The following is a 22,405-nucleotide window of genomic DNA, read 5'->3' on the forward strand; positions in this document are numbered from 1 at the left end:
CCGCTCCGTCCTCCCGGGAGGACGGCCGAGGAAGGACGTCGTGCTGAGCTACTTCCTGGCCGTGCTCGCCGCCTGCGCCAACGCGGCCGCCTCGGTGCTGCAGCGGCGCGCGAGCCGCGACCTGCCGAGCGAGGACAGCCTGCGGCCACGGCTGATCCTGCACCTGCTGAGCCGCCCCGTGTGGTTCGCCGGCTTCCTCTGCGTGATCCTCGGCTTCCTCCTGCAGGCCGCTGCGCTGGCCACCGGCAGCCTGTCCGTCGTCCAGCCGATCCTCGTCGTCGAACTGCCGGCGACGCTGCTGCTGGCGTCGTTCGTGTTCCACACCCGGCTGCACCACCGCGAGTGGCTGTCCACCGTGGGGATGACCGTCGGGCTGGCCGCGCTGCTGTACTTCCTCTCCCCCGCCGCCGGCGCGGGTGAGGTGGCCGGCTGGCAGGCCTGGACGGTCGGCGTCGCCGCCAACCTCCTGATCGTGGTCGTCGCCGTGGAGTGGGGCCGCCGCGCCGCGCCCGCCCGCCCCGGCGGCGGCAGCCGCAGGGCCGGCGCCTTCGGCGTGGCGGCCGGCTGCCAGTTCGGCCTGACGGCCGCCTTCATGAAGGGCGCGATGAGCCACGGCGAGGAGGGCATCGGCGCGGTGCTCGCGACCTGGCAGCTGTACGCCATGGTCGCGGCCGGCATCCTCGCGATGTTCCTCCTCCAGTCGGCGCTGCACGCCGGCAACCTGCTCGCCGCGCAGCCCGGACTGACGCTCTCCGACCCGATCGTGGCCATCCTGTGGGGCAGCTTCGCCTTCGCCGAACACGTCCGGGGCGGCTGGTACGTCGTACCGGCGGTGGCCGGCGGGGTGCTGATGGCGTGCTCCGTGGTCGTGCTGACCCGTTCCCCGCTGCTGAAGGGGGAGGAGGCGCTGATCGAGGCGGACCGGATGGCACCCGCCGCCGGATCCCCGCCACCGCCCCGCTGAGCCCGCCCGGACACAGGGAGTCGCCGCATGCTCTATCTCTTCGGTGTGCTCGCCGCGTGCATGCTGGGACTGGGCTTCGTCCTCCAGCAGCACGCGGCGCGCAACGCGCCGCTGTCCGACATGCTCAGCTTCCGGCTGCTGCTGGACCTGGTGAAGGTGCCGCTGTGGCTCGCGGGCATCGGCTGCATGGTCGCCGGCCAGATCTTCAGCGTGCTCGCGCTGAGCCGCGGCGATCTGTCCCGGGTCGAACCGCTGCTGGCCACCAACCTGCTCTTCGCCATGGTGCTGGCCCGGTGGCTCAGCGGCGAACGGCTGGGCGTCTCGGGCTGGGCGGGGGTGCTCCTGCTCAGCGGCGGCGTGACGGCTTTCATCATCGCCGGCGCGCCGCACAGCGGGCCCGACGACACCGGCTCGCTGCGGCACTGGCTGGTCCTCGGCGGCGTCCTCGGCATCGCCCTGCTCCTCGTACTGACGGCCCGTCACCTGAAGCTGGTGAAGGAACCGCCGCTGCTGGCCGCCGCCGCCGGCGTGCTGTACGGCCTCCAGGACGCGCTGACCCGCGTGTCCAGTTCGATCGCGGAGGAGCACGGCCTCGCCCGGCTGCTGGTGAGCTGGGAGCCGTACGTGATCGTGGTGCTGGCCGTGACCGGCCTGATGCTCGTGCAGAGCGCCTTCGAGGCCGGGCCGCTGCGCATGTCGCTGCCCGCGCTCACCGCCGCCGAACCACTGGCCGGCATCGCCTGCGGAATCGGCTTCCTCGGCGACCGCATCCGCGTCACCCCCGGCGCCCTGGCCGGCGAATTCGCCGGCCTCGCGGCAGTCGTGGCCGGCGTCTTCCTCCTCGGCCGCCACCCCGCCATGCCCACCGGCTCCCACCAGGAAGGAAAGCCGACCGGCTCCCACCGGGAAGCGGAGGAGTCCGCGGCCGACGACGGCTGAGCGCGGCACACGGCGCGTGCGGCTAGCGCACCGCCGCCGCCATTCTCCGTACCGCCTCGGTCAGTACCTCGGGGGAGGTGGCGAGGTTGAGGCGGGCGTGGCCCGCGCCGCCGGTGCCGAAGTCCGTGCCGGGGCTGAGGGCGACCCGGCCGCGTTCCAGGAAGACCGCCGCCGGGTCGTCGCCCAGGCCGAGGCCGCGGCAGTCCAGCCAGGCCAGGTAGGTCGCCTCGGCCGGCGTGTACCGCACCGCCGGCAGTTCGGCGGCCAGCAGGTCCGTGAGCAGGCGGCGGTTCTCGTCCAGTCCGGCGAGCAGTGCGTCCAGCCAGCCGCGGCCGTCCCGGAGCGCCGCGGTGTGCGCGAGGATGCCCACGTGGCTGGGGCCGTGGCCGACCTCCTCGGGCAGGCGCGCGAGGTCGTCGGCGGCCGCCGGGCCCGTGACGGCGAGGGCCGCCTTGAGCCCGGCGAGGTTCCAGCCCTTGGTGGCGGACAGCAGGGACAGTCCGTCCGCCGCGCCCGGCACGCTCAGGTACGGCACGAAGGAGACGCCGGGGCCCACCACCGGCGCGTGGATCTCGTCCGCCACGACCCGGACGCCGTACCGGGCGGCCAGCGCGGCGACCGCCGCCAGTTCCGCCGCCGTGTGCACCGTGCCGGTCGGGTTGTGCGGGCTGCACAGCAGGTACGCGGCCCGGCGCCCGTCCGCGACGGCGGTGCGGAAGGCGGCTTCCAGGGCGGTGAGGTCGATCCGGTGGCCGGGGCCGAGCGGCGCCTCCACGATCTTCCGGTCCGCGTTGCCGGCGAACTGGTAGAAGGGCGGGTAGACGGGGCAGTTGACGACCACCGCGTCACCCGGCCCGGTGGTCAGCTTCAGCATCTCCACGACGCCCAGCATCACGTCCGGCACGATCGCCGTGCGCTCCACGGCGAGCCCGTCCCACCCCCACCGCTCCCGCGCGAACTCCGCGAACGCCTCTGCGTACGCCGTCCCCGCCGGATAGCCGGTGTCGCCGAGCGCGAGCGCTTCGGTGACCGCCCGGACGACCGGTTCGGCCAGCGGCACGTCCATCTCCGCCACCCACAGCGGCAGCACGTCGTCGGGGTACGTACGCCACTTCATGCTCGTCCGCCGGCGCAGCTCGGCCAGGGTGAGACGGCGCAGCGGGTTCGCTTCGGCGGAGGCGTCGCGCGGCATGCTGTCCATGCGCCTCACGATAGGCCTCCCGTCACGAATTCCCCATGGCCCGGGCGGAGGTGAGTACCCCTCAGCCCTCGCGCAGCTCCAGCGTGCAGCACTTGACGCTGCCGCCGGCCTTGAGGAGTTCGGTGAGGTCCACGCCGATGGGCTCGAAGCCGCGCTCCCGCAGGCCCGTGATCAGCCCCGTCGCGGCCTCCGGGAGCAGTACGTGGCGTCCGTCGGAGAACGCGTTGAGGCCGAACACCGCCGCGTCCTCGGCCGTCGCGGTCAGCGCGCCGGGGAACAGCTCGCGCAGCACGGCCCGGCCGCCCGGGGTGAACGCCTCGGGGTAGTACATGACCTCGTCGTCGGAGAGCACGGCCGGCGCGGTGTCCAGGTGGTAGAAGCGGGGGTCGACCAGCGTCAGGCCGGTGACCGGCACGCCGAAGAACTCCTGTGCCTCGGCGTGCGCGCGGGGGTCGGTGCGGAAGCCGGTACCGGCCAGGAGGCGGCGCCCGGCGAGCAGGTGGTCGCCCTTCCCCTCGTTGATGTGCTCGGGCCAGTACGTCTCGGTGAAGCCGTTGGCGCGCAGCCAGGAGAGTACAGCGGGCCCTCGGCGGTGCGCTCCTCGTGCCGGAAGCGGGCGCCCAGCGCCTTGCCGTCCACGACGGTGGCGCCGTTCGCGGCGAAGACCATGTCCGGCAGCCCGCCGGCCGGTTCGATCGTCTCCACGGTGTGCCCCAGCTCGCGGTAGAGCGCGCGCAGCCGCTCCCACTGCGCGAGGGCGAGCCCGGCGTCGACCGGCTTCTCCGGCACCACCCAGGGGTTGATCGAGTACCTGACGTCGAAGTGGCGCGGCGCGCACATCAGGAGCCGGCGCGGGACGGCGGTACGGAGCGGGGCCGATCCGGTGCGGTGCATGGCGTGGTGTTCCTCCTCCGGTGGGGGTTCGGAGTCTCCGGGTGCGGGATGTGCAGGGGGTGAAGGGTGGAGGAAGGGGGATGTCGGCGGGGTGCCGTGGGCCGACCCGGCGGTAACCTGGGCCCCGGTCAAGGGGGAGATCATGACGCGAGTGCTGCTGGCGGACGACGAGGCGATGATCCGGGCCGGCATCCGGGCGATTCTCGGCGCGGCACCGGACATCGAGGTGGTCGCGGAGGCGTCCGACGGGCACGAGGCCGTGGCGCTCGCCGTACGGCACCGTCCGGACGTGTGCCTGCTCGACATCCGGATGCCGCGGCTGGACGGGCTCGGGACCGCCGCGGAGCTGCGCCGGGTGGTGCCCGGTACCGCGGTGGTCATGCTCACCACGTTCTCCGAGGACGAGTACATCGCGAGCGCGCTGGACTCCGGGGCCTCCGGGTTCCTGCTGAAGTCCGGCGACCCGCGTGAGCTGATCGCCGGTGTCCATGCGGTCGCGGAGGGCGGCGCGTGCCTCTCCCCCGCCGTCGCCCGCCGGGTGATCAGCCGGCTCGGTGCCGGGCAGTTCGGCAGGCAGGCCGGCGCCCGGTCCCGCATCGAGGTGCTGACCGGCCGCGAGCAGGACGTGCTGGCCCTGGTGGGGGCCGGGCTGTCCAACGCCGAGATCGCCCGCCGGCTGCATGTGGTGGAGGGGACGGTCAAGGCGTACGTGAGCCGGATCCTCGACCGGCTCGATGTCAGGAACCGTGTGCAGGCCGCGATCCTCGCCCACGAGGCCGGCCTCGTGGGCGAGCACTGAGCCGCGGTGCCCGGCCACGCAGGAAGGCTGAACCGCCTGCCCGGCAGCAGCAGTCGGCTCGCCCGGGTCATCGATCTCGCGCTGTGGGCGGCGCTGGCGGCCCCGCCGGCCGTGGCCGTCGGCACCCTGCCCGCCGGCCTGCCCCGGTACGTGGCGGCCGCCGCCGTCCCGCTGCTCGCCGTGGCCGTACCGCTCTGCCGCCGCAGGCCGTTGGCCGCCCTCGGATTACCCGTGCTGCCGGCCCTGGCGCACAGCGTGGAGCTGGTCAGCCCGCTGTACTGGCCGGCGCTCGCCGTCCTCGCCTTCCTGGCCGGACGGCGTACGACGGAGATCCGGCCCGCACTGTGGTTCTTCGCGGCGGTCGCGGTGGCCGGGCTGCCGCTGTGCACGATCGTCGGCCGCGACCCGTGGGGCTGGCCCACCCTGCTCCTCACCCTGCTGCTCGCCGTGATGCTGCCCTGGCTGCTGGGCCGGCTCGGGCGGCAGTACGCCGAACTGGCCGGCAGCGGCTGGCGGCTGGCCGACCGGATGGAGCGCGAGCAGCAGGCCGTCGCCGACCGCGCCAGGATCCGCGAACGGGCCCGCATCGCCGGGGACATGCACGACTCGCTCGGCCACGAGCTGACGCTGCTGGCGGTACGGGCGGGCGCGCTGGAGGTCGACCCCACCCTCGACGCCCGGCAGCAGGCGGCCGTCGGCGAGCTGCGGGAGGCCGCGGCCGCCGCCACCGGGAAACTGCGGGAGATCATCGGCGTGCTGCGGGCCGACGACGAAGGGGCGCCGGTCGCCCCGTCCGAGGAGACGGTCGAGGAACTGGCCGAACGGGCCCGCGCCGCCGGTGTCGACGTCCGTCTGGAGTACGCCGGGAACGAGGCCGATCCGGAGCCCGCCGGAAACACTGCCGGGCTGCCCCCGATGGCCGGCCGCGCCGTGCACCGCGTGGTCCAGGAGTCGCTGACGAACGCGGCCAAGCACGCGCCGGGCGCCACCGTACGCGTACGCATCGGCCACGCGGCCGGCACCGTGTCCGTCGCGGTGGTCAACGACCCGCCGCGCGGCGGCGCGCCACCGCCCGGGGTGGCCTCGGGCGGCGCCGGGCTGGTGGGCCTGGACGAGCGGGTCCGGCTGGCGGGCGGCACGCTCAGGGCGGGGCCGGCGCCCGGGGGCGGCTTCGAGGTCGTGGCCGACCTGCCGACCGCCCCGGGACCGACTCCGCGCGCCCCCGGCTCTCCCGCCCTGACCGGCACGTCGGCACGGGAGCTGGAACGGGCCCGGTCGCGGGTGCGACGACGGCTCACGCAGACCGTCGTGGCTCCCCTGGCCGTACTGACCGGCATCCTCCTGCTCATGATCCCGGTCGCCCTGCTCAGCTCGTCGTTCTCGGTGCTGGACCGCGCCGCGTACGACCGGCTGCGGGTGGGCGAACGGCAGCCCGCGGCCGAGGCCCGGCTGCCGGTCTTCACGCGGGACGGGCCACCGGACGGCGCACCGCCCCTGCCCCGCGGGCAGCGGTGCGTGTACTACAGCACCGGCGTCCTCGCCGCCGACGCCTACCGGCTCTGCTTCGCGCACGGCCGGCTGACCGGGAAGTCGGTGGTGGGCGGCGATACGGAGGACTGATCACGGCAGCGCCCGTACCCCCGGGCCCGTACGGACCCGCCGCTCCACGAGCTCACGTGCAGCACCGCCTGTCCACGTGCAGCTCCCCCTCCACTCACAGCGCACACACCGAGGAGAACCGCATGGACGACCAGCAGATCATCGTTCTGGATCCCACCGGGAGCGACCGGCACGGCGAGGACGCGGCGTTGCGCGCCCGCGGCCCGGCCGCGCGCGTCGACGTTCTCGGCGTACCGGCCTGGGCCGTCACTGATCCCGCCCTGCTCAAGCAGCTGCTGACCGATTCCCGGATCTCCAAGGACCCCCACCAGCACTGGCCGCTCTTCCCCGATCAGATCGTCGGCAAGTGGCCGCTGGCTCTCTGGGTGGCCGTGCGGAACATGTTCACCGCGTACGGCGCCGACCACCGCCGGCTGCGCCGTCTGGTCAGCCCGGCCTTCACCGCGCGGCGTGTGCAGGCGCTGTCGGCGCGGATCGAGGAGGTGACGCACGGGCTGCTCGACGACCTCGCGGCCACGCCGCCCGGCGAGCCGGCGGACCTCCGCGCACGCTTCGCGTACCCGCTGCCGATCCAGGTCATCGGCCATCTCATGGGCCTGCCCGAGGACGCGATCGGCGACTTCCGCGGGGCCGTCGACGCGGTCTTCGCCACCACCCTCACGCCCGAGGAGGCCACGGCCAACACAGAGAAGCTGTACGGGCTCCTCGCCGGGCTCGTCGCCGCGAAGCGGGCGGCACCGGCCGCTGACCTGACCTCGACGCTGATCGCCTCCCGCGACGTCGAGGGCGACGGTTCACGCCTCAGCGAACAGGAGTTGCTCGACACCCTGCTGCTCGTGATCAGCGCGGGTTACGAGACCACCGTCAACCTCCTGGACCAGGCCGTCACCGCCCTGCTCAGCCACCCCGACCAGCTCGCCGCCGTGCGCGACGGCCGGGCCGAGTGGAGCACCGTGGTCGAGGAGGCCCTCCGCTGGGAGGCTCCGGTCCCCCATCTGCCCATGCGCTTCGCCACCGAGGACATCGCCCTCCCGACGGGCGAGACCATCAAGGCGGGCGACGCGATCCTCGCCTCGTACTCGGCGGCCGGCCGCCATCCCGCGCTGCACGGGCCCACCGCCGAGGAGTTCGACCTGTCCCGGCCCAGCAGCGAGCACCTGGCGTTCGGCCACGGGGTGCACTTCTGCCTGGGCGCGCCGCTGGCCCGTATGGAGGCCGAGATCGCGCTCCGCGGGCTCTTCACGCGCTTCCCCGACCTGGCGCTCGCCGTCCCGCCGCACGAGCTGCGGCCCCAGGGCTCGTTCCTCGCCAATGGCCACAAGGAGGTGCCGGCTCTGCTGGGGCGGGACGCGAGGTCCTGAACGTACGGGAACACCGGGACGGAACACCGGGTCCCGTACGAGCCAATGTCGCGGGCCCGCCGATTGGCCGGGTACGACAGACCCGGCTGTCCCCGGGGCATGCTCCAGCGGCAAGGTCGCTGGTCCCGAAGAGAGCCGGGCTGCCGCAACCGATCGGTCGTGAGAGGGGTGAATCCGGACTCCAGGGGTAGGCGGCCAGGTGTACATGTCCGAGTCATAGTCATGGACCCGGACCTGTACGAGATCCTGAGAGGGTGCCGGCACCGCGCGGTGACTGCGCGGTGCGCGGCACCGCCGGAGGAGGGCGCAGCGGCCGACGGTGCGGACCGCCCTCTTGCCGGCCGGACGATCGTTTTCCGCTCCCTTCTCGGTGCTCTAAGGATGAACATGGGTCGTGAACAGCTCCTGGCCGACGTCTTCGTGGACCTCGCCGGCGCCTGCTGCGGGGATCTCGTCGACACCAGCGGATATCTGGAGCGGTTCGCCCTCCGGTGCGTGCAGTTGCTGGACGTGTCGGCCGCGGGCGTGCTCTGCGCGCCGCCGGGTGAAGGACTCCGGCCGGCCGCGGCGAGCGAGACCGATCCGGCCTTCACCGGGCTGCTGGCCACCTCTCCGCTGGAGGGGCCCGCCCGGGAGAGTTACCGCACGGCCGCCCCGATCGGCCCGGTGGACCTCATGCGCACCGCCGACCGCTGGCCCCGCTTCGCCAAGACGGCCCTCGCGGCCGGTTACCGCTTCGCCGGTGCGGTACCGCTGGCCTGGCGGGAGCGGCCCGACGGAGCGCTGCTGCTGCTCCGTACCACCGATCCCGTGCCCGAGCGGGACGTACGGCTGAGCCAGGCGCTGGCCCATGTCGCGGCCGCCGCCCTGTGCCACCAGGAGTCCCTGAGCGCCTACCGCAAGGTCAACGACCAGTTGCGCACGGCCCTGCAGAGCCGCGTCACCATCGAGCAGGCCAAGGGCTTCCTGTCCCACCGCATGGGGGTGAGCGTCCAGGAGGCCTTCGACGCGATGCGCGGTCACGCCCGCAGCCACAGCCGGCTGCTGCGGGAGGTGGCCCGGGACGTCCTGGAGCAGGCCCTCATCCCGGAACCTTGACGCCGGGTACCGGACCCACCGTCCCCTCCCACGTACGGCGCAATGGCCCGGCCGCTCCCGCCCGGTGCCGTATACCGGCCGGTACCGGACGGGACGCGGGAAGAGAGCGGGCGCCATGGGGACGCAGACGGAAGATCCGGATCGGCTGACGGTCCGGGAGAGGCCGCGCCGTACGCGGGGCGCGGCGGTGGTGATGTGGCTGACCACCACGGACCACAAGAAGATCGGCTCCCTTTACATGGTGACGGCCTTCGCCTTCTTCCTGCTCGGCGGGTTGCTGGCGCTGTCGATGCGGGCCGAACTGGCCCGGCCCGGCCTGCAGCTCCTGTCCAACGAGCAGTTCAACCAGGCATTCACCATGCACGGCACGATCATGATGCTGATGTTCGCCACCCCGCTGTTCTCCGGCTTCGCCAATGCCATCATGCCGCTGCAGATCGGCTCGCCGGACGTCGCGTTCCCGCGCCTGAACATGCTGTCCTACTGGTTCTTCCTCTTCGGTTCCCTGATCGCGGTGGGATCGTTCCTGACGCCGGACGGGGCGGCCGACTTCGGGTGGTTCGCGTACACGCCCCTCTCCGACGCCACCCGGACACCCGGGATCGGCGGGGACATGTGGGTGCTGGGGCTGACGCTCTCCGGATTCGGCACCATCCTCGGCTCCGTCAACTTCATCACCACCATCATCTGCATGCGCATGCCGGGCATGACGATGTTCCGGATGCCGATCTTCACCTGGAACGTCCTGCTGACCAGCGTGCTGGTGCTGATGGCCTTCCCCGTGCTCGCCGCCACGCTGCTGGCCCTCGCCGCCGACCGGAAGTTCGGGGCGCACGTCTACGACCCGGCCAACGGCGGCGCCCTGCTGTACCAGCACCTGTTCTGGTTCTTCGGGCATCCCGAGGTCTACATCATCGCGCTGCCGTTCTTCGGCGTGATCAGCGAGATCATCCCGGTCTTCGCCCGTAAGCCCGTCTTCGGTTACATCGGGCTGGTCGCGGCGACCATCTCGATCACCGGCCTGTCGATCATGGTGTGGGCACACCACATGTTCGTCACCGGCGCCGTCCTGCTGCCGTTCTTCTCGTTGATGTCGTTCCTGATCGCGGTGCCGACCGGGGTGAAGTTCTTCAACTGGATCGGCACGATGTGGCGCGGCTCCCTGTCGTTCGAGACACCCATGCTCTGGTCGCTGGGTTTCCTCATCACCTTCCTGTTCGGCGGGCTGACCGGCGTCATCCTCGCCTCGCCCCCGATGGACTTCCACGTGAGCGACAGCTACTTCGTGGTCGCCCACTTCCACTACGTGGTGTTCGGCACGGTCGTCTTCGCCATGTTCGGCGGATTCCACTTCTGGTGGCCGAAGTTCACCGGCACCCTGCTGGACGAGCGGCTCGGGAAGATCCACTTCTGGACGCTCTTCGTGGGCTTCCACACCACCTTCCTCGTCCAGCACTGGCTCGGCGCCGGGGGCATGCCGCGGCGCTACGCCGACTACCTCGCGGCCGACGGCTTCACCGTGCTGAACACGCTCTCCTCCATCGGAGCCCTGCTGCTCGGCATCTCGACGCTGCCGTTCCTCTACAACGTCTGGCAGACCTCCCGGTACGCGCCGCGGGTCGCGGTCGACGACCCCTGGGGGTACGGGCGTTCGCTGGAGTGGGCGACGTCCTGCCCGCCGCCCCGGCACAACTTCCACGCGCTGCCCCGGGTCCGCTCCGAATCCCCCGCCTTCGACCTGCACCACCCCGAGATCCTCCGAGCGGACCAGGCGGAGTCCACCGGACGCCGGGACATGGTCGACGAGGCCCCCGGCTCCGCACTCCGCGGCGGGCGGAAAACGTAACGGTCACGTCCCGCGACCCTCAGGACGCTGACCCGCGCAGCTTCTCCTCGATCCAGGCGACGCCGAACTCCACCACGTCCCGGGCCTCGAAGAGGTGGCTCTCCGCCGCGCCGACCCGCCCGCTGCTGCCGAAGCCGGCGGCGAGCAGGTCGCGGACGATCACCTCGAACGGCCAGGTTCCCTCGGGGACGACGGCCGAGTAGTCGAAGGCGCCGTCCTCCGAGTCGATGTCGTGGAAGCGCCGCCACACCCGCTCGCCGCCCACCACGACCGGCTGTTCGTACGTCACGAACCGCTTGCCCGGCGCGTCGGCGAGCGCCTCGGCGTGGTGCAGCAGTGTGAGGGAGTCCAGCGGCGCGCCCAGGAGGAGGACCCGGCCGCCGGTGGCGACCAGCCGCGCGAGCGGGCTGCCGGGGCCGTGCGGGCCGTCCCACGGGTGGTCGGCCATCAACTCCTCCGCCGCGGCGCCCAGCGCGGCGAAGCTCGCGTCGGGGTGCCGGCTGCGGACGGCTCCGGGCAGCCGGCGCAGGGCCTCCGGGAGCCGGCCGTTGGCATGGTCCGCCTCGCTGATGAGCGGGTCGTAGGCGGGGTGCTCGGCGCGCAGCGCGTCCTGCCACGCCTGGGGCCAGCTGGTGAAGTCGTAGGGCGGGGCGTCGTTCCAGCCGCAGGTGACCATCAATGTGCCGCCCCTGCCGACGACTTCGCCGAGCGCGCCGATGACGGTCTCGGGCCCGCCCGCCACGTAGCCGAGGGCCGACAGGCGGGTGTGGAACATGACGGTGTCGCCCTCGGCGAGGCCGAGCGCCGTGAGGTCGCGGCGGAGACGGGCGCGGGTGACCGGGCCGTCGGAGTGTGCCATCAGGGCCATTTCGTCCATGGTCGCGAATATATCCATTCCCGGCGGTGCCGATCATACGATCGCCTCATGCGACCGGATCCCCGCATTGTCGCTGATTCGGGTGCACCTTGACGGGTGAATATTACGCGAGGCGGCCCAGGGGCAGCATTCAGGCGGTGATTGTTCTCCACGAAAGGAAAGGCATATGCGCCGAATCGGCTCCGCTCTCCTCCTCCTCGCAGCCGCGGTTCTCACCACGGCCGCGACGACCGTTCCGGCGGCCGCCGCCGAGGGCGAGGTCATTGTGTTCGAGACCGAACTCCAGCCTCTCACGACGTACGAGAATCCGAGCGGCTGCACCAAACTGCCGCTCGGCTCCCACGTGCTGGCGAATCGCACCGACGGCCCCGTCCAGGTGTACGCGGACCCGTTCTGCATGACCCCGAGCTTCACCGTGCAGCCGGGACACGGCTCGCATCTCGCCGCGGGCACGGGGAGCTTCTCCGCCTGATCCGGTAACGAGCCGTCACAGACAGGGGGACATGTCATGACTGCCGATCTCACCGTGATCGGGCTGGGACACGTGGGGCTGCCGCTGGCGCGGGCCGCGTGCGCCGCGGGGCTGACCACCGTGGGGTACGACGTCGCGGACGCCGTGGTGACGGGTCTCAACGGGGGGCGTTCGCACGTCGGCGGGGTCGCGAACGCGGCCGTCGCCGACATGCGCGCGGCGGGCTTCCGCGCCACCTCCGATCCGAGGGCGCCGGGGCTGGCGGAGACCGTGGTGATCTGCGTGCCCACCGGTCTGGGCGCGGGCGGCGCCCCGGATCTCTCCGCGGTACGCGCGGCGACCCGGACCGTGGCCCGCTGCCTGCGGCCCGGCATGCTCGTGGTGCTGGAGTCCACGAGCTACCCGGGCACCACGGAGGAAGTCGTCCGGCCGCTCCTGGAGGAAGGCAGCGGGCTACGGGCCGGCGCCGACTTCCATCTCGCCTACTCGCCCGAGCGCATCGACCCGGGCAACCGGCAGTACGGCCTCCACAACACCCCGAAGGTGGTCAGCGGCTGCACTCCCCTGTGCGCCAAGCACGCGGTCGCCTTCTACGGCCGCTTCGTGCGGACGCTGGTGGTCTCACGGGGCACGCGGGAGGCCGAGATGTCCAAGCTGCTGGAGAACACCTACCGGTACATCAACATCGCACTGGTCGACGAGGTGGCGCTGTACTGCGACCGGACGGGCATCGACGTCTGGGACGTCCTGCACTGCGCCGGGACGAAGCCCTTCGGGTTCGCGCCCTTCCGGCCCGGCGCCGGGGTGGGCGGCCACTGCATACCGGTCGACCCGCGCTATCTCGCCGCCAAGGCCGACGCCGAGGGCTTCTCCTTCCGCATGCTGGCCGCGGCCCACGAGGTGGTGTCGCGGATGCCGGCGCACGTCGTCGGCCGGGCGGTCGGACTCCTCGACGGGCTGGGCAAGCCGCCGGAAGCGGCGTCCGTGGTGCTCCTCGGGGTGGCGTACAAGCCCGATGTGGCCGACGCCAGGGAGTCGCCGGCGGCACCGGTGGCACGCGGACTGCGCGCGCAGGGAGCGATGGTCCGCTACCACGATCCGTACGTACCGGAATTCGCCGCCGACGGCGTGCCGCTGCGTCGCGTGGAATCCCTGCGCGACGCCCTGGCGGGCGCGGATCTGGCCATTCTCCTGCAGGACCACGCCTGTTACGACATGGCGTCACTGGCCGGCGCGGAATGCGCCCTGCTCGACACCCGTGGAAAGGCCTCCGGGCCCCGGGTCACCCTGCTCTGACGGAATTCTGAATTCCGCCGGCCGGCGGAGCGTTCCAGCATTCCACGGAGCTTCATCAGACTTGCCGGCTTTCGGGGAAGGAAGGCCGCGCGAGGCGGTGCCGGAAAACCGCTCCGGCATCGCGCATGCCCAGTACGACCGAGGAAAGGACACCGCAATGGCTACTCCCGTGGCGAATCAGCGCCTCGAGAAGCGCTTCGACAAGTGGGACTCGGACGGCAATGGAATCCTCGAATGGGGTGACTTCGAGCAGGAGGCGGCCAAGGTCGCCCAGAACTTCGGGGCCGACGCCCGCTCCAAGGAGGCGAAGACGCTGCGGGAAGGCTTCCGCAACCTCTTCGACCACCTCACGCAGGCGGCCGGGGCGCCCGCGAACGGTCCGCTCACCAAGGACCAGTTCATGAGCGTCACGCAGAACCTGATCTTCGAGGGCGGCGAGGCCGACTTCAACCGCGCGCTCGGCCCGGTGGTCAAGGGGATCGTCGGTCTCTGCGACAAGAACGCCGACGGGCAGATCAACGCCGGTGAGTTCGAGGCCTGGCTGGTAGGCGTCGGCGTGGACCGCTCCGCCGCCCAGGAGGCCTTCCGCAAGGTGGACTCCGACGACAACGGCGAGCTGTCCGTCGACGAACTGCTCGCAGCGGTACGCGAGTACCACTTCGGCCGGCTCGACGTGGAGCTGCTCGGCTGACGCACCACACCACCCCGGAACGGGTGCGGCCGGTGGTCCCGGAAGGGGCCACCGGCCGTGGTGTGTGCGGTCCCGGTCAGGGGGCAGCGGGCCGTACCTGGGTGAAGGCGACCGGCAGTTCCGGGCACAGCTCCAGGTCGCCGCCGGTGACGAGCCGGCCGCTGCCGATGAGGATGTTGTAGTGGTTCGGGAAGTGGCAGGCGTCGAAGCCGACCACGGTGCCGACGCGCAGGCCGTCGATCCACACGTCGTCGCCGCGGTCGATCACCCCGGCGCAGGCCAGCTCCACGAAGCCGAGGAAGCCGACCCGGTCGATGCGGTCGCCCGGCCCGGTGTCCCGCTGGTCGGTGGTGACCAGTTCGTGCACCTCGCCGCGGCGCACACAGCGGCTGGCGTGCGGTTCGAGCGTCATGCCGCGGTCCGTACGGCGGTGCAGCAGGACCTTCACGAGGTCGCCCCGCACGGAGCGCTTCGCGCCGTTCTCCTCCGGCGTCCGACCGGTCACTGTCGTCCCCCCTCTGCCCTCACGGCCTGTTCGGTGCGGTAGACGGCCGCCACCAGCTCCAGCGCGGCGAGGCCGTCGTCGGCCCCGCCGTGCGCCGGTGGTCCTGCCGCGGCGAAGCCGTCGAGAATGCCCTCGTACTCATGCCACAGCGATGCCTTGAAGCCCGTGTGCCCGGCCAGCATGTCGGTGCGGTGCACGGTGCCGTCCGCCAGCCGTACCTCGATGTCCTTGGTCTCGCCGGGGTACGACCAGTCCAGCTCCACCGTGGCCGTCGCCCCGCCGGCCGCCCGCAGTGCGACGACCGCCTGCCGGTCGGTGCCCCGGGCGTCGCGGGTGACCTCCGCCCCGTCGACCTCGACGTCGCCGAGGAAGAGCCGTACGAGGTCGAAGGCGTTGGGACCGTTGTCCGCGACACAGCCGCCGCCGCAGCGCCGGGGGTCGAGGTACCAGGTGTCGCCCGCGATGTGCTCCTCGATGCGTTCGAGGTAGCGGACCCGGACCGACGCGATGGGTGCGCGCGCCGCTGCCAGGTCGCGCCGCAGCAGCCGTACCCCGTCGTTGTAGCGGCGGTGGAACGCGGTGAAGAGCGGGGCCGCCCGGGCCCTGGCGAGCGCGGCCAGCTCCCGCCCCTCCGCCGCGTGCAGGGCGAGCGGTTTCTCGACGCAGACCGGGAGGCCGGCGCGGAGCGCGTCCGCGCAGATCCCGGCGTGCGCGTGGTTCGGTACGGCGACGACCACGGCGTCCAGTCCCGGCTCCGCCAGCAGCGCGCGGTGTCCCGTGTGGCAGGCCACGCGGCCGCGGTGCGGGGCCAGGGCCTCCTGCCGTGGGTCGCACACGGCCGCCAGGGTCCAGCCGGGCAGCCGGTCGATCGCGGCGAGGTAGTACCGGGAGATCGCCCCCAGCCCGATCACGCCGATGCGGCGGGTCCTCATCGCACCCCTCCGTCCGCGGGGTCGAGGACGCCGAGGGCGGTGAGTTCCTCGTACAGGTGGGCCGGGAGGGGAATGCCCTCGCGGCGGCGTTTGCGTGCGCGCTCCGCCTCCCACCAGCCCGGATAGCGCACGGGACGGTCTTCGTGGACGGGCGGGCAGGCCAGCAGCGTGCCGAACAGCCCGCGGGCCGCACCGGCGAAGTCGCCGTCCGGCCGCAGCTTCTCGGGTGCGACGGCGAGGGCGAGGAAGCCGATGTCGTCGTCGCTGCCGTGCGGCCGGCCGTCCCCCTGGAGCGCCTCGGGGGCCGGCCCGACGGCGGCGCCCGGCAGCAGCGCGGCCAGCAGTTCGACCGCCAGGCCGAGTCCGAATCCCTTGTAGGCGCCGGTCTCGGGGGTGCCGCCGAGCCAGCGCAGGTACGCCTCACCGCGGTCGAACGCGGCCGGGTCCGTACGCGGCTCGCCCGCCTCGTCCGCCAGCCAGCCCTCGGGAACGGACTCGCCGCGGCGGGCCGCGGTGCGGATCCGGCCGGTGGGCACGACCGTGGTGCTCATGTCGAGGACGAAGGGGTGGTCGGTGAGGGCCGGCGCGGCGACGCTGAGCGGGTTGGTGCCGAGCATGGCGAGCCTGCCGTCCGGCGGGCGGGCGATGCGCTGCCCGCCGCAGTTGCCCGCGAGCACACCGATCATGCCCTGGTCGGCGGCGCGCGCGGTGTGGAAGCCGGCGCAGCCGAAATGGGTGGCGTTGCGTACCGATACCAGGCCGATGCCGTACAGCCCGGCCCGTTCCACCGCGAGGTCCATCGCCTCGGCGGCGGCCCACAGCCCGAGCGCGCGGCGGGAGTCGAGGACGACGCAGGCGCCGAGATCGGTGAGTGTCGCCGGCTCGGCCAGCGGGTCGGCCCGACCGCTGTCCAGGAGCGGGAGGTAGAGGCGGCCGAGATTGAAGACGCCGTGGGAGTCGAGCCCGGTGAGGTCTCCGTGGCAGAGCGCGGTGGCGGCCGTACGGGCGCGCCGGTGCGGGATGCCGTAGGAGGCGAAGCGGCCGGTGACGGCGGCGCGCAGGGCATTGTGGTCGACCGGTACCGGCTGCTGCGGTGCCCGATGCTGTCGGGGCAGGGTCATACGGGGCTCCCTTGCCGGTCCGCGGGACGGTCCGTCGGCCGGGCCGTGCGCCGGGTGAACGCCGTGAGCACCGCGCACACCGCGGCGGCGAAGTCCTCCAGCTCGGCCAGGTCGGCGAACTCCCCCTGTGCGTGTGCGTGGTTGGCGTCGAGGGAGCCGGGGCCGAGGACCGCGGTGAAGGTGCCGGGGCGGTCCGCCATCCAGAGGGCGTCGCAGGTGAAGGCCGGTTCGCCGGCGGGCCATCGGGGCACGCCCGCGTCCGCGAGGAGGGCCTCGGCCCACGGGTCGGCGCCGGCCAGGCACGGCAGCCCGCGTTTGTCCCAGTCGAGCCGGGTGATCCGGGCCGCGTCGGCGGCCGTGCGGGCGAACTCCCGGGTACGGCCGAAGCGTTCGGCGAAGGCCCGGAGGCCGGTCCCGAGCGCCTCGGCCACCGCGCGCTCCAGGGCGGCGCCGTCCGCGGTGCGCGCGTACGAGAGGTTGAGGAGCAGGAACCCGCTGCCGTGAACGCGGTTGTGCCGGTCGCCGGTGTGCAGCCCGGCGACGCAGACCCGGCCGTCGGGCAGCGCGCCGTCCAGCGCCGCTGCCAGGTGCTGGGCCAGGAAGCCGAGGAGGACCGTGGCGTTGTGTCCGGCGTCCGGGCGGTCGTCGATCGCGTCCTGCCCGTCGACGGTGATCCGCGCCGTCATGGCGGCCGTGGCCCTCGGGAGGTACCGCAGCCCGGTCGGTTCGCAGAAGAGGTTGAGGCGTCCGTGGTGTCCGGCCTCGATCAGCGGCCGGGTGCCGTACGTGCCCAGCGCGCCGCCCTCCTCCCCGGCGACCGCCTGCACGAGGACGGCGGTGTCCCGCCCGAGCGAGGGCTCTGCCGCTGCCGCCGCCCGCACTCCGGCGAGCAGGGCCACCGCGGGGCCCTTGGCGTCCACGGCGCCCCGCCCGGTGAAGCGGCGCCCGTCGAAGGTCACCGGTTCCTGCCCGGCGACCGTGTCGAGGTGGACGTTGCACATCACGGTCGCCGCCGGGGGCAGTGCGGGCCCCAGGCGCAGGACGAGGCTGGGCTGTGCGTCGAGGAAGCCGGGGTCGGCAGCGGCGGTCCGGCGTACGACGGCGGGCACGTCGGGGCGGTCCAGGCAGCCGGCGGGCGGCGGGGCGTGGTGTACGACCCGCATGCCGAACTCCCCGGCGGCCCGCGCGTAGGCGCGCTGTGCGTCCCACAGCCGGGCGGGTCCGTCCTCGGGACCGGCTTCCAGGGGGCCGGCGGTCGGGGTCCGCAGCAAGCGCAGGAGCAGGTCGTGGTCGGCGGGGCCGAGCAGGGTGCGGCCGGTCATCGGCGGGCTCCTTCGGGGACGGCGGCCGGCCGCGCGTACGGGGCCAGCCGGGCGAGCACCCGTTCCAGGCGCCGCCCGGCCTCGACGAAGGGGGCCTGGGTGCCGTCCCGCGCGTCGGGTTCCTCGTGCGGGCGGAAGGCGAGGTGCGGTTCGAGGGAGAAGGTGCCGGTGTAGCCGGTCTCCAGGAGCAGCCGCAGGGAGTCGGCGACGCGGGCGCGGCCGTCGCCGGGCAGGGTGTAGGCCACCGTGCCGTCCGGCGCCCGTACGGCGTCCTTGACGTGGACGTGGGCGACGTGCGGCAGCACCTTCTCCAGCGTGCCGAAGGCGTCGTAGCCGTGCGGGACGCCGTTGCCGGTGTCGAAGAGGAGGCGCAGGGCCGGGCTGCCGACCTCGCGCACCAGGCGCAGCATGCGGTCGGCGCGGTCGCCGGCCCAGCCCGCGCAGTTCTCGTGCAGGAGGGTGAGGCCGGCCTGTTCGGCCCGGTCGGCGAGGCAGCCGACGCGGTCGATGGCGCGGGCGGCCCATTCGGGCTCGGCGAGTCCGTCGTTGGGGTACGACATGATCCGTACGTACCGGCAGTCCAGCGCGTCGCAGCGCTCGGCCAGGATGTCCAGTTCGGCGAGGTCGTCGGCGAAGGGGCCGGTGACCGGGCGGGCCCAGTTGCCGATCCGGGAGGCGAGGCAGACCACGTCGAGCCCGGCGTCCCGGACGCGTTCCGCGACGTCGCGGAACGTTCCGTCATCGAGGTCGGCCACGGCCGTGCCGTCGACGGAGCGCAGCTCCAGCGCGCCCCAGCCCAGCCGGCCGAGCGCGGCGAGCTGCCCGTCGAGGCCGGGGGCCGCCTCGTCACCAATGCCGGCCAGCCGGTCCCGGGGGAAGGGGGGTTCACCGCACATGCTGCTCCTCCGTTGTCGGGGCGTCCGGGGTCTCCCCCGCGGTCGTGCGTTCGGCGGCCCGGCAGTGGTCCTTCGCGTCGCACAGCAGGCGGACCACGTCGTAGGGCACGGCGGAGTGGTTCCGCCGGCCCGCCGCGAAGTCCTGGTAGGTGCGGCGCATGAAGGCCGTGAGCGCGTCGTCGCGGAAGACGTGGGGGCCGTGCGGGTCGTCCGGGAGGACGAGCTGGGCGTGGTCGTCGTGCTCACTGAGGGGGTAGTGGCCGGTCACCGGGCCCCGCTCGAACCGCAGCGTGACGCTGCGCTGTTGGACGGGCGAGGCGAGGTCGGAGGTGATCTCGGTCCGTATGCCGGAGCGGTGCCGGAGGGCCATCCGGGCGCTGCCCATGTGAGCGCGTACGCCGTCGTCGCAGCGCAGGTCGCTCCAGTGCGCGTCGACGAGTTCGGCGGGTCCGGCCAGGTCGAGGGCGACGCCGAGGGAGTGCGGGATCTCGACGTCGAAGGCGGTCGGGTGGCCTTCGCGGGTGAAGGTCCGTACGAAGCGAGGTTTGTGCTGGGTGAAGGCGATGTGACGCAGGGCGCCGAAGGGGCGCTCGTGGACGAGCCGGCGCAGCCGGCCGGTCAGGCCGGCTGCCAGCCAGTGGCTCACGACGACCAGGTCGAGGTCGTAGTGGCGGCGCAGCCGGACGATGTCGTCGAGGGCCGCGCGGTCGGCCGCCAGGGGCTTCTCGACCAGGAACCTGCGGAAGCCGAGCGCGGCGAGTTCGGTGAGGACGGGCGTGCGCGACGCCGGTGGGGTGCAGACGTGGACGACGGTGCGCTGCGGGGCGACGAGCCGGGCGGCTTCGGCGAGCGAGTGGGTGACCGTCACGCCGGGCAGGCCGCGGCCGGCCTCCGGGCGGGGGTCGCAGGCCACCAACGGGTCGACGGTCAACGGGGCTTCGGGTAAGGAGGCCAGGCGGGCGAGAGCCTTCACGTGGAGTCCGGCTCCGGAACGGCCCAGCCCGATCACGAGGGGCTGCAGCATCTTCCTCCAAAGGCGGTGCGCGGCGTGCGCGCCGTTCATCGGACAAGCGAATGCTCCGTGCCGCCGTTTGGTGAGTCAAGAAATATGAAGAGGGCTTACCGCAAAGTGTGAATATGACAGGGGAAGAGTGTCGGATGCAGCAAACCGGGGAGTCTCACCCTGCGGGAAACCGCCGAATGCGTCCCAGGGGGTGGTCGAGGTATCTCTCGGCATGGATCGCCGCGGTACGACCGATGAGAGCGCGGCGTCCTCTCACGTGCATTGTCATACAGTCCCATTCTTCTCGCAGGCGGCGACATTCGCCCGGCTGTGGCCATTGATCGAGCGCCGGGTGAACGAGGTCTTCGCCAACGGAAAATTCTCGCACGGCCGTCAGGTGGCGGAACTGGAAAAGGCGTTGTGCGAGTTCACGGGAGCTCGTTATGTGATCGGAGTGAACAGCGGGACGGATGCGCTGGTACTGCTGTTACGTGCCTGCGGAATCCGCCCGGGCGACGGCGTACTGGTCCCGGCGTACTCCTTCGCGGCCACCGCCACCTCCGTGGTACTGGCGGGCGGGCGGCCGCAGTTCGTCGACATCGACCCGGTGACGTACGCCATGGATCCCGCGGCGCTGGCCGCCGCCATCACCCCGGCCAGCCGCTTCGTGATGCCCGCGCACCTCTTCCATCAGATGGCCGACATGCCCGCGCTGGCCGCCGTCGCCGCACGTCACGGCCTGGTGCTCGTGGAGGACAGCGCCGAGGCGATCGGCATGCGGCAGCGCGGGGTGCACGCCGGCCTGCACGGCGCGGGCGGGGTGCTGTCGTTCTTCCCGAGCAAGACGCTCGGGGCGCTCGGCGACGCCGGGGCCGTGCTCACCGACGACCCAGGTACGGCGGAACTGGTCTCCGGGCTGCGCCACCACGGCCGGCTCGGCCGCACCCTGGACGACTTCCCCGCGATCTCCACCCGGAGCGCGCTGCCCGGGGTGAACAGCAAGATGGACGACATCCAGGCGGCCGTGCTGCTGGCCAAGCTGACCCGGCTGGACTCCGACATCCGCCGCCGCGACGAACTGGCCGCGCTTTACCGGGAGCGGCTCACGGGAATTCCCGGCATCCGCCGGCTGCCCGAAGTCGTCGACCGCGGACCCGACTCCTCGCACGTCTTCTATGTTTATCTGATCGAAGTCGAGCGCCGGGACGAACTGGTATCGCACCTCACCCGGCACGGCATCGGCACCGAGGTCTATTACCCGACACCACTGCACCTGCAGCCCTGCTTCGCCGAAACCGGCCATTCCCCGGGCGACTTCCCGAATGCGGAGGCCGCGAGCCGGCACGCGGTGGCGCTGCCTTTCCACCCGGACCTTTCCGAGCGGCAGCTCGACCGGGTCTGCGAGGCGATCCGCGCCTTCTGCCGAGGGAGAACGGAATGACCACCCGAGCGCGCATTCCCTTCTTCCCGCCGGACCTCTTCGAGGACGACCGTACGGTCCTGCTCGACCTCCTGCTGGAGCTCGGCATGTCACCGCAGCAGCGCTTCATCCTGGGCGAGCACACCCGCAGGCTGGAGCGGCTGCTCCAGGACTCCCTCGGCGCGGCGGACGTGGTCGCGTGCGGCAGCGGGACCTCGGCGCTGGACCTGGCGCTCACCGCGGTGGGCGTGGCCCCCGGCGACGAGGTGGTGGTGCCGGCCTTCGGCTGCGCCCCGCTCGCCGCGTCCGTCGTCCAGCTCGGCGCCACCCCGGTCTTCGCCGACATCGATCCCCACACGATGGTCGCCGACCCCGTGGAGGTGGAGCGCCGGATCACCGCCCGCACCAAGGTGGTCATGCCGGCGCACGTCTTCTCCGTCATGGCCGACATGCCGGCCTTCACCGAGCTGGCACAGCGGCACGGGGTCCGGCTGATCGAGGACTCCGCCGTCGCGCAGGGCGCGGTGCTCGACGGCACCCCCGCCGGACTGTGGGGCGAGGCCGGAGTGTTCTCGTTCGTGCAGGTGAAGTCCTTCGGGATGCCCGGCGAGGGCGGCGTGGTGGTGACCCGGGACGCCGCCATCGGGGAGCGGGTACGGATGCTGCGCAACCACGGGCAGGACGGCAGCCGCCGGTTCCTGCACCACATCATCGGGCGGAACAGCAGGTTCGACGAGATCCAGGCGGCCTTCCAGGTGCACCGCTTCGGCGGGCTGCCGGGGCGGCTGGAGCGGCGCGCCGCCATCGCCGCGTACTACACCGAGCGGTTCGCGCCGCTCGCCGAGCGCGGCATCGTCCCGCCGCCCGCCGGCCGGGACGGCCGCTGCTACTACGTCTACACGGTGCTCGCGGACCGCCGGCAGGCGCTGGCGGACCACCTGCGCGAGCGTGGCGTCGACTGCCACGCGTACTACCCCCTGCCGCTGCCGCTGCAGCCGGCGTTCGCGGTGTTCGCCGCGCCCGGGGACCGCTGGCCGCACGCCGAGCGGGCCGGCCGGCGCGCACTGTCACTGCCCGTGCACCACCGCCTGACGGACGCCGACGTCGAGTACGTCGCCGACGCCGTGTGCGAGTTCGCGGGCACCTGA

General features: G+C 72.9%; 20 protein-coding genes and 1 pseudogene. 12 read left to right on the plus strand and 9 right to left on the minus strand.

Annotated features, from left to right (window positions below; all coding sequences use genetic code 11):
• Positions 1–40: 40 nt before the first annotated feature.
• The gene (locus ABZ840_RS21085) at positions 41–964 is read left to right on the plus strand and encodes a DMT family transporter (protein WP_361561589.1); all 924 of its coding nucleotides are present in this window, start codon (positions 41–43) and stop codon (positions 962–964) included.
• A gap of 27 nt (positions 965–991) precedes the next feature.
• A complete protein-coding gene (locus ABZ840_RS21090; RefSeq protein WP_361561590.1) occupies positions 992–1,903 on the plus strand; it encodes a DMT family transporter in 912 nt (303 codons plus the stop codon).
• Between the two features lie 22 nt (positions 1,904–1,925).
• On the opposite strand, the gene ABZ840_RS21095 is transcribed toward ABZ840_RS21090, so the two are convergent.
• Together ABZ840_RS21095 and ddaH are read right to left on the minus strand one after the other, a co-directional pair.
• Entirely contained in the window at positions 1,926–3,104 is a 1,179-nt protein-coding gene (locus ABZ840_RS21095; protein WP_361561591.1) for an aminotransferase class I/II-fold pyridoxal phosphate-dependent enzyme, read from the minus strand.
• A gap of 61 nt (positions 3,105–3,165) precedes the next feature.
• Positions 3,166–3,944 (minus strand): annotated as a pseudogene (gene ddaH, locus ABZ840_RS21100) (dimethylargininase).
• Between the two features lie 196 nt (positions 3,945–4,140).
• Here ddaH and ABZ840_RS21105 point away from each other — a divergent pair.
• The 5 genes from ABZ840_RS21105 (at position 4,141) to ctaD (ending at position 10,722) form a co-directional block, all read left to right on the plus strand.
• On the plus strand, positions 4,141–4,797 hold the full coding sequence (locus ABZ840_RS21105; RefSeq protein WP_361561592.1) for a response regulator transcription factor: 657 nt from the start codon (positions 4,141–4,143) through the stop codon (positions 4,795–4,797).
• A 6-nt stretch (positions 4,798–4,803) separates the two neighbouring features.
• Entirely contained in the window at positions 4,804–6,417 is a 1,614-nt protein-coding gene (locus ABZ840_RS21110) for a histidine kinase (protein ID WP_361561593.1), read from the plus strand.
• A gap of 122 nt (positions 6,418–6,539) precedes the next feature.
• Positions 6,540–7,778 carry a cytochrome P450 gene (locus tag ABZ840_RS21115; protein WP_361561594.1) on the plus strand — a complete coding sequence of 413 codons (1,239 nt, stop codon included), beginning with the start codon at positions 6,540–6,542 and terminating at the stop codon, positions 7,776–7,778.
• A gap of 387 nt (positions 7,779–8,165) precedes the next feature.
• Positions 8,166–8,876, plus strand: a complete 711-nt coding sequence (locus ABZ840_RS21120) for an ANTAR domain-containing protein (RefSeq protein WP_361561595.1) — start codon at positions 8,166–8,168, stop codon at positions 8,874–8,876.
• Positions 8,877–8,991: 115 nt separating this feature from the next.
• Positions 8,992–10,722: a cytochrome c oxidase subunit I gene (ctaD, locus tag ABZ840_RS21125; RefSeq protein ID WP_361561596.1), complete on the plus strand. Its 1,731-nt coding sequence runs from the start codon at positions 8,992–8,994 to the stop codon at positions 10,720–10,722.
• 19 nt (positions 10,723–10,741) lie between these two features.
• Here the strand turns inward: ctaD and aac(3) are convergent, their stop codons facing one another.
• Complete coding sequence (aac(3), locus tag ABZ840_RS21130; RefSeq protein ID WP_361561597.1) at positions 10,742–11,599, minus strand: aminoglycoside 3-N-acetyltransferase; 858 nt, start codon at positions 11,597–11,599, stop codon at positions 10,742–10,744.
• A 166-nt stretch (positions 11,600–11,765) separates the two neighbouring features.
• On the opposite strand from aac(3), the gene ABZ840_RS21135 reads away from it, so the two are divergent.
• From ABZ840_RS21135 to ABZ840_RS21145, 3 genes are all read left to right on the plus strand, one after another.
• Positions 11,766–12,071, plus strand: coding sequence for a hypothetical protein (locus tag ABZ840_RS21135; protein ID WP_361561598.1), 306 nt, complete (start codon positions 11,766–11,768; stop codon positions 12,069–12,071).
• 36 nt (positions 12,072–12,107) lie between these two features.
• Positions 12,108–13,367 carry a nucleotide sugar dehydrogenase gene (locus ABZ840_RS21140; protein ID WP_361561599.1) on the plus strand — a complete coding sequence of 420 codons (1,260 nt, stop codon included), beginning with the start codon at positions 12,108–12,110 and terminating at the stop codon, positions 13,365–13,367.
• A gap of 157 nt (positions 13,368–13,524) precedes the next feature.
• Positions 13,525–14,058, plus strand: coding sequence for an EF-hand domain-containing protein (locus tag ABZ840_RS21145; protein WP_361561600.1), 534 nt, complete (start codon positions 13,525–13,527; stop codon positions 14,056–14,058).
• 76 nt (positions 14,059–14,134) lie between these two features.
• On the opposite strand, the gene ABZ840_RS21150 is transcribed toward ABZ840_RS21145, so the two are convergent.
• Genes ABZ840_RS21150 through ABZ840_RS21175 form a run of 6 tightly spaced genes read right to left on the minus strand, consistent with a single transcriptional unit; the run spans position 14,135 to position 19,858 of the window.
• Positions 14,135–14,563 carry a hypothetical protein gene (locus ABZ840_RS21150; protein WP_361561601.1) on the minus strand — a complete coding sequence of 143 codons (429 nt, stop codon included), beginning with the start codon at positions 14,561–14,563 and terminating at the stop codon, positions 14,135–14,137.
• A complete protein-coding gene (locus ABZ840_RS21155) occupies positions 14,560–15,495 on the minus strand; it encodes a Gfo/Idh/MocA family oxidoreductase (RefSeq protein ID WP_361561602.1) in 936 nt (311 codons plus the stop codon). The genes ABZ840_RS21150 and ABZ840_RS21155 overlap by 4 nt, the downstream gene beginning before the upstream one ends.
• Positions 15,492–16,616 (minus strand): Ldh family oxidoreductase, encoded by a 1,125-nt coding sequence (locus ABZ840_RS21160; RefSeq protein ID WP_361561603.1) that lies wholly within the window; start codon positions 16,614–16,616, stop codon positions 15,492–15,494. The genes ABZ840_RS21155 and ABZ840_RS21160 overlap by 4 nt, the downstream gene beginning before the upstream one ends.
• Entirely contained in the window at positions 16,613–17,938 is a 1,326-nt protein-coding gene (locus tag ABZ840_RS21165; protein WP_361561604.1) for a M20/M25/M40 family metallo-hydrolase, read from the minus strand. The genes ABZ840_RS21160 and ABZ840_RS21165 overlap by 4 nt, the downstream gene beginning before the upstream one ends.
• Positions 17,935–18,834, minus strand: a complete 900-nt coding sequence (locus ABZ840_RS21170) for a sugar phosphate isomerase/epimerase family protein (protein ID WP_361561605.1) — start codon at positions 18,832–18,834, stop codon at positions 17,935–17,937. The genes ABZ840_RS21165 and ABZ840_RS21170 overlap by 4 nt, the downstream gene beginning before the upstream one ends.
• Positions 18,824–19,858 carry a hypothetical protein gene (locus ABZ840_RS21175; protein ID WP_361561606.1) on the minus strand — a complete coding sequence of 345 codons (1,035 nt, stop codon included), beginning with the start codon at positions 19,856–19,858 and terminating at the stop codon, positions 18,824–18,826. Before ABZ840_RS21175 ends, ABZ840_RS21170 begins: the two co-directional genes overlap by 11 nt.
• Positions 19,859–20,189: 331 nt before the next feature.
• Here ABZ840_RS21175 and ABZ840_RS21180 point away from each other — a divergent pair, with 331 nt between their 5' ends.
• Positions 20,190–21,278 carry a DegT/DnrJ/EryC1/StrS family aminotransferase gene (locus ABZ840_RS21180; RefSeq protein ID WP_361561607.1) on the plus strand — a complete coding sequence of 363 codons (1,089 nt, stop codon included), beginning with the start codon at positions 20,190–20,192 and terminating at the stop codon, positions 21,276–21,278.
• Positions 21,275–22,405, plus strand: a complete 1,131-nt coding sequence (locus ABZ840_RS21185) for a DegT/DnrJ/EryC1/StrS family aminotransferase (RefSeq protein WP_361561608.1) — start codon at positions 21,275–21,277, stop codon at positions 22,403–22,405. Before ABZ840_RS21180 ends, ABZ840_RS21185 begins: the two co-directional genes overlap by 4 nt.

It is taken from the genome of Streptomyces sp. NPDC047117 (genome assembly GCF_040643545.1).
Classification (GTDB): domain Bacteria; phylum Actinomycetota; class Actinomycetes; order Streptomycetales; family Streptomycetaceae; genus Streptomyces.